Raw genomic sequence first — 14,458 nt, forward strand, 5'->3', positions numbered from 1 at the left:
CACGCAACCGCCGGTCACGCCGCCTGCCCCTGAGCAGCCCTCGGCCACGCAACCACCGTCTGCGCAGTCCCCGACCGCTCAGCCCTCAGTCACGCAGCCGCAGTCCGCGCCCGCTCGGCCGCCGGTCACGCAGCCGCCGGTCACGCAGCCGCCGGTCACGCAGCCCCCGGTTACGCAGCCCTCGGTCACGCAGCCTCCGGTCACGCCGGCACCCGGAGCCCAGCCCTCCGCGGGCCGGCCTCCGGTGACTCAGCCCCTGACCGCCCAGCCCTCGACCGCTCCGCAGGCGGCGCCCGAGACCTCATCGGCCCGGCCTTCGGTCACATGGTCGCCTGCTGGACAGCCTTCCCCTGCTCAGCCTCAGCCGGCCCAGCCTCCTCAGCCGACTCAGGGTTCTCAGTCGGCACAGGCTCAGCCTCTGGTCGCAACTCCGCCGGTAACCCAGCCTCCCGGCTCACCGTCACCGCAGTCCCAGGTCACCCAGACTCCGCAGTCGCAGGCCCCGCAGGCCCCGCAGGCCCCGCAGGCCCCATCCGCGTGGTCCTCAGCCGCGCAGTCTCCGGCTGCCCAAAGCCCGCAGTCCCCGGGTACGCAACCGCAAACCCCGCAGCCTCCGGTGACGACTCCGCCGCCCGTGGCTCGGCCCTCCGCGCCGGGCCGGGCGAGCATTCCGTTCGTGCCGCCGCCTGCGAGTGCACCGCCTGCGCCGACATCTCCTGCAGTGCCTGAGCAGAGTGCTCCTCAGCAGTCCTTCCCGGGCCGGGCGAGTGTGCCCATGCCCGTGCGGCCTACGTCGCCCACGCCGGGTACCCCGCCCACTCAGCCTGCCCAACCTGGTCAGCCCGCTCAGCCCGGCCAATATGGTCAGCCCGCTCAGCCTGCCCAGTCTGGTCAGCCCGGCCAATATGGTCAGCCTGCTCAGCCCGGCCAATACGGTCAGCCCGGTCAGCACGGTCAGCCTGCTCAGCCCGGCCAATACGGTCAGCCCGGTCAGCACGGTCAGGCTGCTCGGCCGGGCCAGTACGGCTCGCCGACCACGCCGGGGCGTGCCACCGTGCCGCCCGCGGGCCGGCCTGGCCAGTTCGGTTCGTCGCCGACCACACCCGGCCGTGCCACCGTGACGCCCGCGGGCCAGCCGAGTCAGTTCGGCCAGCCGACCACGCCGGGGCGTGCCACGGTTGCGCCTCCGGGCCAGCCGACTCAGCCAAGCCACCTCGGTCAGCCGGGTCAGCCGAACCAGCCGGGTCAGCCAAACCAGCTAAGTCAGGCAGGTCAGGCTCCGAGTACGCCCGGTCGCGCCACGATTCCTCCGTCCGGTGCGTCCGGTGCGTCCGCGGCATTCGGGGCATCTGCGGCTTCCGGGGCGTCGCCTACCGCGCCGGGACGGGCTACCGTGCCGCCTGCCGGGCCGTCCGAGTTTCCCCAGGCGGGTTCCGGGCGGGCGAGCTTGCCGTTCGCCGGTCAGGAAAACACGCAAAACGCGCCCAACAGGCCAGGCGAGGACGCGTCCCACAAACCAGGGGCGTATTCGCCCGACGGACCGGGGGAGTATCCGCCCAGCGGGCCGGGCGCCGGCGGACCGTGGAACGCGACGTCGGTCGTGGATCCCGGGCCGTTCGCGGGGGAACCGGCCAAGCCGGCCGGTAACCCCTGGGAGCGCCCGCCGTTCGCCGCCTCAGGTGAGGGCGACGGCAGGGGCGGGACCGGCACTGCTCAGGAGACGCCGGGGACTGCGCAGGGCGGGAACACCTACGGGCGGGCCTCGGCCCCGGTAGGGGGAGCCCGGTCGTCGGCGCCCGGGACCTACTCGTCGGCGGGGGCCGGTGGGAACGCTGCCGGACCGGGAACCGGCGACGGGCCGGTGGCTGCGGGCGGGCGCGGTCCGCGTACGAAGCTGATGTTGGTCTCTGCGGTCGTGGTCCTCCTGGCCGCGGTGGCGGCAGTGGGCTTCGTGGTGCGGCCCGGGCCGGTCGCCGGATGGCTCGGCGCCGAGGCGACCACCTCGCCCAGCCCGTCGCTCACGCCCGACCCCACGCCCACGCCGGTGCTGGCCGCGGCCACCGCCGACGGCGCGGCCCCGGACGGTGCGGCGATCAAGGCGGCGCTGGATCCGCTGGTCAGTGCGGGTGCGCTCGGTTCCGAGGTGAACGTCTCGGTGATGGATGTGGCGACCGAGTCGGTGATCTACGCGAAGAACGCGGAAACCATGATCACGCCGGCGTCGACGACGAAGCTGCTGACCGCGCTGACGGCGCTGTCCGCGCGGGGCCCGGCCTACCGGCTGGAGACCCGGGTGGTGGCCGGGGCGAACCCGGGCGAAGTGGTGATCATCGGTGGGGGTGACGCCTCGTTGTCGGTGGGCGCCAAGTCGCTGTTCCCCGGCGCGGCGCGGCTGGACGAGCTCGCCGAGCAGGTGAAGGAGGCGCTGGGTGGTACCGCGCCGACGAAGGTGCTCGTGGACATCTCGCTGTTCACCGGCACCGAGACCGCGACCGGCTGGGGTTCCGGGGACATCGGCGACGGCCAGGTGGCCCGGATCCAGTCGCTGATGACCAACGCGGGCCGGGTCAGTCCGGTGCACAACGAGTACGGCGGTGATCCGCGGTACTCGGATCCGGCGCTCTCCGCGGGCCGGGAGTTCGCGAAGCTGCTCGGTGTGCCGACGTCGCAGGTCAGCGAGGGTGTCGCACCGCAGGCGGCCGGGGATCCGGCGGCGTCGGCGGCGGCACCGACCGTCTCGGCGGGGCCGGAGAGCGCCTCCACGGTGACTCCCGGCACCGAGCTGGGCAAGGTCGAGTCGCCGCCGCTGGTGCAGGTCATCGAGTGGATGCTGCAGATGAGCGACAACGTGTTGGCCGAGGCGATCGGCCGGCAGGTGGCGCTGGCCGCGGGCAAGCCGGCGAGTTTCGAGGGCACCGCGGACGCGATGAACGACAAGCTGGTCGAGTTGGGCCTGCCCGCGAACGAGGTCTACCTGTACGACGCCAGCGGCCTCTCCGCGAAGAACACGATCAGCCCGAACGCGCTGGTGCAGGCGTTGGGGCTGGCGGCCGGCGGGCAGAACGCCGCGCTCACCAACCTGTTCAACGGTCTGCCGGTGGCGGGCTGGTCCGGCACGTTGCGGTCCCGGTTCGTGACGCCGGCCCCGAACCAGAGCGCGCAGGGTGTCGTACGGGCCAAGACCGGCACACTGAGCGGCGTGAACACCCTGGCCGGGGTGCTGGTCACCAAGGACGGGCGGGTGCTCGCCTTCGCGATAATGGCCAAGGGCGGGCCGGACGCGCAGACCGCCAAGTCGGCGCTGGACAGGGTGGCGGCCCGGTTGGTGGCCTGCGGTTGCTGACCTGATCCGGGGGTTTCACCGGAGTACGGCGGGTGCGTCACGCGGGTACGGTGGGCTGCATGGCGCAGTTCGTTGACTGGGATCTGGCCGCCGCGACCGCGGGCGCGCTGTCGAAATCCGGACCGGCGGTCTCTCTCGACGAGGCCACCCGGGTGGTGGCCGACCTGCGGGCATTGACCGACGAGGCCGCCGGGCACGTGGCGAGTTACACCGGCCTGGCCTCGCAGACCGAGGTCCCGCCGGTGCGGGTGGTCGACCGCCGCGACTGGGCGAAGGTGAACATCGCCGGCCTGCGGCAGGTGATCAGCCCGCTGGTCAGCCGCCTGACCGGGGACAACACGCCGGGTGCGCTCGCCGACGCGATCGGCTCCCGGGTGACCGGGGTGCAGGCGGGCACCATTCTGGCGTACATGTCGGGCCGGGTCCTCGGGCAGTACGAGGTGTTCTCCGGCGAGCCGGGTCAGCTGTTGCTGAACGCGCCGAACATCGTCGAGGTGGAGCGCCGGATCAACGCCGACCCGCGGGATTTCCGGCTGTGGGTCTGCCTGCACGAGGTGACGCACCGGACCCAGTTCACCGCGGTGCCGTGGATGCGCGGTTACTTCCTCGGCGAGGTGCAGGCGTTCGTGGACGCCTCGCAGGGCAGCGAGCACATTCTGGAGCGTCTGCGCCGCAGCGTGTCGACGATCTCCGACGCGGTCCGCGACCCGGAGAGCCGGGTCTCCGTTCTCGACATCGTGCAGACTCCCGGCCAGCGTGCCGTGCTCGACCGGCTGACCGCGCTGATGACCCTGCTCGAGGGGCACGCCGAGTTCGTGATGGACGGCGTGGGGCCTGCGGTCATCCCGTCGGTGGACGAGATCCGGGCCAAGTTCAACCGGCGCCGTGAGAGCGGCAGCCCGGTGGAGAAGGCGATCCGGCGTCTCCTCGGCGTCGAGGTCAAGATGCGGCAGTACGCGGAGGGCCGCAAGTTCGTGCACGGCGTGGTGGAGCGGGCCGGGATGGCCGGCTTCAACAAGATCTTCGACTCGCCGTTGACGCTGCCCCGGCTGGAGGAGATCGGCGACCCGGACGCGTGGGTGACGCGAGTGCACGGTCCCCGCCCCGGGATCGCCTGACAGTGGCCCGGATTCCTCCTCCGGTCGCCGCCGTGCGCACCGCCGTGCGCCGTGGCCTGGCCGACCTTCCGGCTGACGCGCTGGTGCTGGTGGCGTGTTCGGGTGGCGCGGATTCGCTGGCGCTCGCCTCGGCGACTCGTTTCCTGCGTGGCCGGGCCGGTCTGGTGACGGTCGATCACGGCTTGCAGGAGGGTTCCGATCGGCGGGCCCGGTCGGTGGCCGCGTGGGCCCGCGGTGCCGGGTTCGATCCGGTGCGGATCGAGACGGTGTCGGTGGCCGGCCTGCCCGGTGGCCCGGAGGCGGCGGCCCGCACCGCGCGGTACACGGCGCTGGGGTCGGCCGCATCCGAGCTGGGTGCGGCTGCGGTCCTGCTCGGGCACACCCGCGACGACCAGGCGGAGACGGTGCTGCTGGCGCTGGCGCGCGGTGCCGGCCCGCGGGGGCTGGCCGGGATGCCGGCGCGGCGGGACCTGCTGCGGCGGCCGATGCTCGACGTGGCCCGGGCCGACACCCGTAAGGCGTGTGCCGCTCTGGGCCTGGCGCCCTGGGAGGACCCGCACAACACCGATCCGGCGTACGCGCGGTCGCGGGTCCGTGCTTCGGCGCTGCCGGCGCTGGTCGCCGCCCTGGGACCGGCGGTGCTGGCCAACCTGGCCCGGACGGCGGCCCTGGTGGCCGCGGACACCACGGCCCTCGACGAGCTGGCTGTGACGGCCCTGGAGGCGTCGCGATCGGCGGCCGGGCTGTCGATCCCGTCACTCACCGCGTTGTCACCCGCTGTACGCGGCCGGGTACTGCACAGCTGGGCCCGGGAGCTCGGTGCCCCCGGTGGCGCGCTGGCCTACAAACATGTGGTGGCGATGACCGCCCTGGTGTCCGAATGGCATGGTCAGGGCCCTGTTCACCTGCCGGCCGGGATCGTCGTGGCGCGCCGTTGCGATGACCTCGTACGGGTGGTTCCGGCCCATATCAAGTGAGGTTTCCTGATCGGAAACCGGCCCCGTTCGACGATCGGTAACCTCCATGCGGCAGGCTTACCTCATGGCTGCTGGCTCTTGGTACGACGCCGACATCGACCACGTGATCATCTCGGAGCAACAGATCCGGGAGAAGACCGACGAGCTGGCGAAGCAGGTTTCGGCGGACCACGCCGATGCTGCCGACAGCATCCTTCTGGTCTGTGTGCTGAAGGGCGCGGTCATGTTCATGGCCGATTTCGCCCGTTCGCTGGGCCGGCATGGACCCTCCACCGAGATGGAGTTCATGGCGGTCTCCTCCTACGGGCAGGGGACGACGTCCTCCGGCGTGGTGCGCATCCTCAAGGATCTGGACCGGGACATCGCCGGTCGCCACGTCCTGGTCGTCGAGGACATCGTGGATTCCGGTCTGACCCTCTCCTGGCTGATGAAGTACCTGGAGTCGCGGCAGCCGGCGAGCCTCGAGGTGGTCGCGCTCTTCCGTAAGCCGGACGCGGTGAAGGTCCAGGTCCCGGTCAAGTACGTGGGTTTCGACATCCCCAGCGAGTTCGTGGTCGGTTACGGCCTGGACTTCGCCGAGCGTTACCGGGAGTTGCCGTACGTCGGGGTTCTCAAGCCCGAGGTGTACGCCCGTAGCTGAACCGCTTTCCCAGCGTGTTCACAGTAAAGGTGGTTATGGGCGGTTTTGCACCTGAACCGCCCTGCTTTCCATGGGGGTACGGGGAGTTCGCCCTACGGGCTCACGGGTTCGCAAACGGCACCTACGGTGTACGGTCGAGTGACCGATGGCGTGGTGTCACGAGCGCCGGAGGGGCCGGAAAATGATTCACCGCCACGACGCGGGGTATCCGAACCCGGCAGCCGCCGGTGGGGCGGCGACGTTGAGGTGACCAGGACGCCGATCAGGAGGGTCCGGGCGCTTGGCGCCCGACAACAGTATGGAACGTACGCGTTTCTTCCGCCGCCCGGTGGTCTGGATCATTCTGGTGATCATCGGCGTAGTCGCGCTGAGCTCATTCTTCACCAGTGGTCCCAGCTACCAGAGGGTAGATACCTCGGTCGCTCTTGAGCGTCTGAACCAGCCCGGGATCAAGCAGGTCGTCCAGAAGGACAAGGAGCAGACGCTCCAGATCGACCTCGAGACCTCGGAACGGTTCGACGGCAAGACGACTGACAAGATCGAGACCCAGTATCCGTATGAGGTGACCTCCTCCATCTGGGAGGACGTCGTCCAGGCCAAGAGTGCGGGCCGGGTCACCGGCACGATCGACGCTCAGGTCTCCGGCGACAACATCCTCCTCAGCCTGCTGATCAACCTGCTTCCGATCGCGATCCTCGTGGTCCTGCTGCTGCTGTTCATGTCGCAGATGCAGGGCGGCGGCTCGCGGGTGCTCAACTTCGGCAAGTCCAAAGCGAAGATGATCACCAAGGACACGCCGAAGACGACGTTCGCCGACGTGGCGGGCGCCGACGAGGCGGTCCAGGAGCTGCACGAGATCAAGGACTTCCTGCAGAACCCGGCCAAGTACCAGGCTCTCGGCGCCAAGATCCCGAAGGGCGTGCTGCTCTTCGGCTCTCCGGGTACCGGTAAGACGCTGCTGGCCCGGGCGGTCGCCGGTGAGGCCGGTGTGCCGTTCTACTCCATCTCGGGTTCGGACTTCGTCGAGATGTTCGTGGGTGTCGGCGCGAGCCGGGTCCGCGACCTCTTCGAACAGGCCAAGTCGAACGCGCCGGCGATCGTCTTCGTCGACGAGATCGACGCGGTCGGCCGGCACCGCGGCGCCGGCATGGGCGGCGGTCACGACGAGCGCGAGCAGACGCTCAACCAGCTGCTCGTCGAGATGGACGGCTTCGACACCAAGGGCGGCGTGATCCTGATCGCGGCCACCAACCGGCCGGACATCCTCGACCCGGCGCTGCTGCGCCCGGGCCGGTTCGACCGGCAGATCCCGGTGGACAACCCGGACATGGAGGGTCGCAAGGCCATCCTGCGGGTGCACGCCAAGGGCAAGCCGTTCACGCCCGACGTCGACCTCGCCTCGGTGGCCCGCCGGACGCCCGGTTTCTCCGGCGCCGACCTGGCCAACGTGATCAACGAGGCTGCGCTGCTGACCGCCCGGAACGAGAAGCGGGCGATCTCCAACGAGTTCCTCGAGGAGGCGATCGACCGGGTCATCGCCGGTCCCGAGCGCCGCACCCGGGCGATGTCCGACAAGGAAAAGAAGATCACGGCGTACCACGAGGGTGGACACGCGCTGGTGGCGTACGCGCTGCCGCACTCCGCCCCGGTGCACAAGGTGACGATCCTTCCGCGTGGACGTTCGCTCGGCCACACGCTGGTCCTGCCGACCGAGGACAAGTACACCCAGACCCGCGCCGAGATGATCGACACCTTGGCGTACGCGCTGGGTGGCCGGGCCGCCGAGGAGCTCGTCTTCCACGAGCCCACCACCGGTGCCGGCAACGACATCGAAAAGGCGACCGGACTGGCCAAGGCCATGGTCACCCAGTACGGCATGAGCTCGAAGCTGGGCGCCGTCAAGTACGGCACCACCGGCGACGAGCCGTTCATGGGACGCAGCATGGGGCACGACAAGGCGTACTCCGATTCGGTCGCGGCCGACATCGACGCCGAGGTCCGCGCCCTGATCGAGCTGGCCCACGACGAGGCCTGGGAGATCCTGGTGGAATACCGGGACGTCCTCGACACGATGGTCCTCGAGCTGATCGAGAAGGAGACCATCACGCAGGAGGACATGAACCGGATCTGCGCCCGGGTGCAGAAGCGCCCGCCGATGTCGCCCTTCAACGGCTTCGGCAAGCGCCTGCCGTCCGAGGCGCCGCCGGTGCTCACCCCCGCCGAGCGGGAGAAGCTGAAGGCGCAGGCCGAGGCGGACGGTCAGATCGCGGTCGGCCAGAACCCCAGCGCCAACGGTGCGGAAGGCAGTAACTGATCAGCACGCACGACGAACTCGACTACCTCGCCGCCCGGCTGGTCGACGGCAAGCTCACCGGTACGCCGGTCGAGCAGGCCGTCGACCTCGGGCGGATCGAGAAGGCGGTCCGGGAGATCCTCCTCGCCATCGGCGAGGACCCGGACCGCGACGGCCTGCAGCGCACCCCCTCCCGGGTGGCCCGCGCCTACGCCGAACTCTTCGCCGGCCTGCGGGTCGACCCGGCCACCGTGCTCACCACCACCTTCGAGGCGGACCACGAGGAACTCGTCCTGGTCCGCGACATCGAGGTGCAGAGCATGTGCGAACACCACCTGCTGCCGTTCAAGGGCGTGGCCCACATCGGCTACATCCCGGGCGTCGACGGCCGGATCACCGGACTGTCCAAGCTCGCCCGGCTCGTCGAGGTCTTCGCCCGCCGGCCACAGGTGCAGGAACGCCTCACCTCACAGATCGCCGACCTGCTGATGGCGAAACTCGGTGCCCGCGGCGCCATCGTCGTCCTCGAATGCGAGCACCTCTGCATGGAGATGCGCGGCATCCGCAAGGTCGGCGCCCGCACCGTCACCTCCGCGGTCCGCGGTGCCTTCCAGAGCGACGGCAAGGTCCGCGCCGAGGCGATGGCGCTCATCAACGCCCGCTGACCGATACCTAGATCATGCTCCGGAACTGGTTCGCCGAGTCCATCGCGGCCCGGGCCAGCTGCGTCGCCTCGTCCAGCCTGGTCCGTGCCTGCTCCAGGTGGGCGATGGCGGCCGCGGCCGCCGGGTGGAACGACCCCACCGCGGTCATCCGCAGCAACGCCAGCGACTGATCCAGCTGCTCGGCGACGCCCTGGATGCCGGTCACCGCGCGCCCGGCACCGTCCACCGACGCGGCGACACTCGCCTTGACCTCTTCGACGTTCGCCATCGGGTGTCCTCTCAGCTGAACAGGCTCTGCAGGCCCTGGCCCATACACGTCAGCAGCACCGGGACCAGGCACACCACGGCGCCCATCACCGGCGTGCGATCCACCGGCACACCCTCACCGCTGGGCACGGTCTCGTCCCCGTACACGAAACCGATCGTCGCCCACCCCAGCCCGAACGCCAGCAGCGGCAGGCTCAGGCCGCACACCAGCGCGTAATCCGGCGGCGAACCGACGAGCAGGAACAGCACCACCTGCACCAGCAGCACCACCGCCGCGAACGGCCCGTAGATCACCAGGTTGCGCATCCACGGCCGGGACGCACCGGACGGCAGCGGACCGATGAAGGCGTGATCCGCGGCGTCCGCGGTGAGCCGGGCCTGCTGCAGCGCGGCCAGCACGGCAGCCGGTCCACCGGCCACCGCCGCGTCAGCCGAGACCTGATCGACAGCCTGCGGAAAAAGATCATGTTCGGGTACGCCTACGTCACGCACGAATCTGGCCCGCTGGGGAGCGAGCCGTGCGCGTACCGCGGAAAGCTCCTGCCGTGCGGCCGCGACGGTGGCGGCATGCTCGCCCGCCGCCGAACTCGCCGCCCGGCGCACCGCGTCCAGCTCCCGGGCGGCGGCGAGGTACTCCGCCCACGGGCCGTCGGCCGGTGGCGCCGCCTGCGCCGGCACGACGCCCCGCTGTTCGGCCTGTTCGGTCACGGGACGTCACTTCCGGGGGTCATCCTGCCCTGTCTGGTCACGGGACGTCACTCTCCGGCTGGACGAACGGAACCACGGTCACCGTGCGGTCGGCATGCCGGTCGTGCAGCAGCGCCCGGTTCTCCCGCGGGTGCCAGTCCACCGGGCGCCCCAACATCAACGTCACGTCCGACTGCGGCACGTTCAGGAACAGCAGGCCGGCGACGTCCTCCCGGCCCATGCTGCCGCCGGTCTCCTCGCCGAAGCGGCGCACACCCCGCCACCACGACAACAGGTGCGAGCCGCGGGCCGGACCCTCCCGGAGCAGCTGACGCAGCCCGGTCAGCGACCCGGCCGGCGCGGCGTCCATCCCGAACACCACCCGGTAGCCGGGACGTTCCGGGTCCAGCTCGGCGGCCAGGCCGGCGGCGTCCACCACGACCACCTCCTGCCGGTGGCGGATCTCGGCGGCCAGCGCCTCGGCCAGCGCGTCACTCTCGGCGACCAGCGAGGCGATCACGAACCGGGTGCTGCGCGGCGCGTGACACGCGGCCACACTGCGGGCCGCCGCGTCCAGCACGTCCGCCCCGGCCCTCTGCGAGCCCAGGACGGCCAGATGCCGCCCGGGTGAGGAGTCCAGGGGGAAGGAGGCGGTGGAGAGCCCTACGTCGATCACACGGCCCACCAGAGCCGTCGGGCGCGACGACCGGCCGGCCAGCGCCGCACGGAACGTCGGATCGTCGGCCAGATGCTGATGCGCGTAACCCGCGAAGATCCGGGGTGGCTGTGCCTCCGGCTGGCGGGCGCCCCACAACCGGTGCCGCAGATCGCTCAACAACCGCTGATCGGCGTGCGGATCGGGGAACCGCACCACCCGCTCGTGACCACGGGTCGCACCCCGCGGACCGCCCAGACCACCGGCGGTGTTCACCACCGCACTGCCCATCGGCAGCCCCGCCGCCGAGTCGTTGGTCGGCTCCAGCACGTCGCCGCCGCCCGGAAGCGCGATCCGCACCGGGAACTGTCCGAAGATCGAGTCACGTTTCGCGTAGAGCGCCTCGACACCGAGCACCGTCTGGCTGGCCAGCACCAGATGTATCCCGTAGGAGCGGCCCTTGCGGGCCAGCGACTCGAGCAGTGCCACCGCCTCCGCGGCCATCGGGTCGTTCCCGGCCAGCAGCACCTGGAACTCGTCGATGACGCAGAGGATCCGGGGCAACGGGCCACCGCGCCCCTCCTCGGCCGCCACCGCGCGCAGATCCGCGAACCGGGAGACACCCGCCCTCTTGTACGCCATCGAGCGGCGGCCCATCTCGGCGTCCAGCTCGCGCAGGACGGCCAGGCCGTACTCCCGGTCCGACTCGACACCGACCGCCCGCGCGTGCGGCAACCAGGTGCGGTCGCGCTGCGTCGGCACGAACTCGGCGAACGAGACGCCCTCCTTGAAGTCGAGCAGGTAGAGGGCGAGCTGATCCGGCCCGTACCGGGCACCGAGCCCATAGAGCACGTTGATCAGGAACGCGGTCTTGCCGGCACCGGACCGGCCGCCCACCATCCAGTGCGGCGTCAAGTCGTTGAACCGCAACACCAGCGGCACGTCACCGTGATGCCCGACCACCGTCTCCACCCCGGCCGCCGCGTCCCCGGACCACAACTCCTCGGCGGCGTCCGGCAGCAGATCGGTGAACGTCACCCGGGACGCCTCGGCGGAATCCGCGGCCAGCTCCTGGCAGACCGCGGCGATCAGATGCGGCGGCGGCTCGTCGTCGAGGAACACCGGCGCGTTCAGCCACGTCGCCGCAGGCTCCGACCCGAACGTGCCACCCGGCGGATCGCCGACGATCGCATACGGATTACGGACCGAGACCGACGTGGTCCGCGGCAGCGGCGCCTGCGTGGTCTCCGCGGTCAACGGCGGAGGCGGCCAGCCGGCCACGATCAGATGCAGGCCGGAATCCGGTCCCTGCTGGGCCAGCGCCGCGATCCGGCGCAACTCCTCACCCTCGGTCAGCTCCGGCAGGCTGGCGATCACCACCAGCATCGTCCGGTCCCGCTGAGCCCGCCGGGCGGGCGTCCCGGCGCGCACCGGGCGCAGCCATTTCTCCGCCTCGGACAGCACGTCACGCAGACCCTGCCGGTCGACCGCCGGCGGCGACATCAGACCGGCGTCGGACAACTCCTCGAACGGGGCGAACACCGCGCCGCCGCCGATCCCGTCCACCGTGCGCATCAACAACGAACCCGCCGGGGCGGCCGCGAACAACCGCAGCAGCAGAGCCCGCAACAGGCCGAACACCCGAGGATCGGTGGCCGTCGCGTCGATCGTCAGATGACCGGTGCCGAGCAGCGGGACGATCGCCGGGAACCGGACGTCGTCGAGCGGCTGCGCCACCCCGAGCCGCACGAACCCCGGCATGGTCATGTTGTTGAGCGGCGTCGCCGGCGACAACGCCTCCAGCGGCGCGCCGAGCCACCCGGGCGCCAACTGGGCAGCCGCCACCCGCAACCGTTCGGCGAGCCGATGCTGTCCGCGCGGGTCGGCAACGGTCGGAGCGAACGCCTCCAGCGCGACAGAGGCCGCATCCGCCGTCGCCACCGCCTGCCGGTGCAGAGCAGCGGCCTGCCGGACCCGCAGAGCTGAATCCGCCACTGCTACCACCTCCTGTCCGCGGATAAAACCTATCCCAGACCCGACCACGCGCCGCGTTGCGTACCCGGTGCCACTTTCGTGCCAGTGGTGACACCGAACGTGTCGGGGTGAACTCGAAGCGTGTTTCGGCGGTATCCACCCTCACAGGCAGTCCGTTCACCCGTCGTTGACCCCGTGCCCTTCACCTGTCGTCAACCCTGTGCCCCTCACCCGTCGTCGACCCCATGCGCCGAGCCCCGGAAAGGAGGGTGGGCATGACCATCACGTTGCCGCCGGAACTCGTCGAACCGCTGAGCTGGATCGGCCTCAGCTGGCCGGAGGCCGACGAGGACCGTCTCTACGCCGACGGACGCGCCTGGATCGAGCACGCCGCCCGCCTGCGCGCCCACGCCACCCAGGCCGACAGTGCGGCCCGGCGGGTGTGGACGGAGAACGAAGGCGCCTCCGTCGAAGCCTTCGAACGCTGGTGGAACGGCGCGGACGGGCCCGGCCGGCACCTGACCGACTCGGCCCTCGCCGCCGAGATGATCGGCGCCGGGCTGATCGCCATGGCCGGCGTGACCGTGGCCGCCAAGACCGCGTTCATCGCCCAGTTGACCGTCCTGGCGTTCCAGGTGGGCCAGGCGACGGCGACCGCGTTCGCAACGGCCGGCGTCACCCTCGCCGAGATCCCGGTCTTCGTCGCCGGCACCAGGCTCGCCTGCCGCGAGATCGTCCACCGGTCCCTGCAGACGGTGGAAGGTGAGATCGCCCAGACGTTCACCCGCGCCGCCGGCCTGTTGCAGACCGCGGGCGGCCGGGCCGCCGCCGAAGGCGCCGAGAACCTGGCCCGGCACTTCGGCCAGAACTCGGCATTCCACCGGCTGATGCGCGAGGTGGAACAGGCGGACGTCCGCAGCCCGGCGGACGGCGCGACGTTCTACTCCGGACGCACCGCAGACGGCATCCGCATGCGTCTCTATGCTGAGGCGAACACGGACGGCATCCGGTCGGTAACGTTGGAGCAGACGCCGGGCGGGCGCGTCTTCGACGACATGCGGCTCTTCAAGGAGGACTCACCGGTCCGCACCACCCACGCCCGCGACATCTGGGGACGGCTCTCCGAACGGTATGCCGAATCCGCCAGCGGCCAGGTCACCGCCTGGACGCACAACCCACGAACAGACAGCATCTGGAACGAGATCGAACGCAAGGCGCTGGACCGCAACCAGGAGGTCACGGCGATGACGGTGATCGACCCGGCGGCCTGATGCCCGGCGGCCTGATGCCCGGAGCCCTGATGTCCGGCGGTCCAATGGCCGGCGGTCCAACGGCCGGTGCGCTGACGTCCGGCGGTCGCGGGGTCTCGGTCTCGGCCGTGCTGGACTTCGCGGTTCAGGCAGTCGGCACGCCGGTGATCCACTTGTCGGGTGGTCCGCGGTCCGCGGTCTGTGGTCCGCGGTCTGTGGTCCGCGTGGCGGGTGGTTCGCGTATCGCGTGGTCCGATTCTCGTGAGTCCGGACGGAGGTGGCATGGGCGTCCACGACATCCGCAGCCAAGCGGCCCGCACCGACACCGGTGTGACCCTGCGCAGCGTCGACCGCGAGACGATGCGCGTGGAATACGCGGGACACGGCATGACCCTGCCGGTGGACCGGGGGATGGAGAGCTGCGGCTTCTACCTGACGGCGACGCCACACTGGGACGACGGCTCGGCGGTCCCGTCGGAGGACCTGGCCGTGGTCAAAGAGGCCATAGTGGAGATTCAGCGGCACTGGGGGTTCCGGGCGGACTTCCTGACACTCGAGATCTGACCGGGACGAACTAGTGTCGTGAGTG

At 71.0% G+C, this 14,458-nt stretch carries 12 protein-coding genes; 9 read left to right on the forward strand and 3 right to left on the reverse strand.

Annotation, left to right across the window (positions count from 1 at the left end; translation table 11 throughout):
- Positions 1-860 precede the first annotated feature (860 nt).
- From QSK32_RS27650 to folE, 7 genes are all read left to right on the forward strand, one after another.
- Complete coding sequence (locus QSK32_RS27650; RefSeq protein WP_285473557.1) at positions 861-1,121, forward strand: hypothetical protein; 261 nt, start codon at positions 861-863, stop codon at positions 1,119-1,121.
- A 776-nt stretch (positions 1,122-1,897) separates the two neighbouring features.
- A complete protein-coding gene (gene dacB, locus QSK32_RS27655; protein ID WP_052720718.1) occupies positions 1,898-3,343 on the forward strand; it encodes a D-alanyl-D-alanine carboxypeptidase/D-alanyl-D-alanine endopeptidase in 1,446 nt (481 codons plus the stop codon).
- A 59-nt stretch (positions 3,344-3,402) separates the two neighbouring features.
- Positions 3,403-4,461, forward strand: coding sequence for an Rv3626c family coenzyme F420 biosynthesis-associated protein (locus QSK32_RS27660; protein WP_045744126.1), 1,059 nt, complete (start codon positions 3,403-3,405; stop codon positions 4,459-4,461).
- Between the two features lie 2 nt (positions 4,462-4,463).
- Positions 4,464-5,438, forward strand: a complete 975-nt coding sequence (gene tilS / locus QSK32_RS27665) for a tRNA lysidine(34) synthetase TilS (protein WP_285473558.1) — start codon at positions 4,464-4,466, stop codon at positions 5,436-5,438.
- Positions 5,439-5,502: 64 nt separating this feature from the next.
- Positions 5,503-6,078 carry a hypoxanthine phosphoribosyltransferase gene (gene hpt / locus QSK32_RS27670; protein ID WP_045744125.1) on the forward strand — a complete coding sequence of 192 codons (576 nt, stop codon included), beginning with the start codon at positions 5,503-5,505 and terminating at the stop codon, positions 6,076-6,078.
- A 298-nt stretch (positions 6,079-6,376) separates the two neighbouring features.
- The gene (gene ftsH, locus QSK32_RS27675) at positions 6,377-8,392 is read left to right on the forward strand and encodes an ATP-dependent zinc metalloprotease FtsH (RefSeq protein ID WP_285473559.1); all 2,016 of its coding nucleotides are present in this window, start codon (positions 6,377-6,379) and stop codon (positions 8,390-8,392) included.
- A complete protein-coding gene (gene folE / locus QSK32_RS27680; RefSeq protein WP_045744084.1) occupies positions 8,389-9,036 on the forward strand; it encodes a GTP cyclohydrolase I FolE in 648 nt (215 codons plus the stop codon). Before ftsH ends, folE begins: the two co-directional genes overlap by 4 nt.
- 7 nt (positions 9,037-9,043) lie before the next feature.
- Here the strand turns inward: folE and QSK32_RS27685 are convergent, their stop codons facing one another.
- From QSK32_RS27685 to QSK32_RS27695, 3 genes are read right to left on the reverse strand one after another with little or no spacing between them, the layout of a single operon-like run.
- Positions 9,044-9,304, reverse strand: a complete 261-nt coding sequence (locus QSK32_RS27685) for a hypothetical protein (RefSeq protein ID WP_045744083.1) — start codon at positions 9,302-9,304, stop codon at positions 9,044-9,046.
- Positions 9,305-9,315: 11 nt separating this feature from the next.
- On the reverse strand, positions 9,316-10,011 hold the full coding sequence (locus QSK32_RS27690) for a hypothetical protein (protein ID WP_285473560.1): 696 nt from the start codon (positions 10,009-10,011) through the stop codon (positions 9,316-9,318).
- Between the two features lie 37 nt (positions 10,012-10,048).
- Positions 10,049-12,649 carry an FtsK/SpoIIIE domain-containing protein gene (locus tag QSK32_RS27695; protein ID WP_285473561.1) on the reverse strand — a complete coding sequence of 867 codons (2,601 nt, stop codon included), beginning with the start codon at positions 12,647-12,649 and terminating at the stop codon, positions 10,049-10,051.
- Between the two features lie 245 nt (positions 12,650-12,894).
- On the opposite strand from QSK32_RS27695, the gene QSK32_RS27700 reads away from it, so the two are divergent.
- Together QSK32_RS27700 and QSK32_RS27705 are read left to right on the forward strand one after the other, a co-directional pair.
- Positions 12,895-13,890: a WXG100-like domain-containing protein gene (locus QSK32_RS27700; protein WP_285473562.1), complete on the forward strand. Its 996-nt coding sequence runs from the start codon at positions 12,895-12,897 to the stop codon at positions 13,888-13,890.
- Between the two features lie 261 nt (positions 13,891-14,151).
- The gene (locus QSK32_RS27705) at positions 14,152-14,433 is read left to right on the forward strand and encodes a hypothetical protein (RefSeq protein WP_045744080.1); all 282 of its coding nucleotides are present in this window, start codon (positions 14,152-14,154) and stop codon (positions 14,431-14,433) included.
- Positions 14,434-14,458: the final 25 nt, after the last annotated feature.

Source organism: Actinoplanes sp. NBRC 101535 (assembly GCF_030269225.1).
In the GTDB taxonomy this organism is placed as follows: Bacteria; Actinomycetota; Actinomycetes; order Mycobacteriales; family Micromonosporaceae; genus Actinoplanes; species Actinoplanes rectilineatus.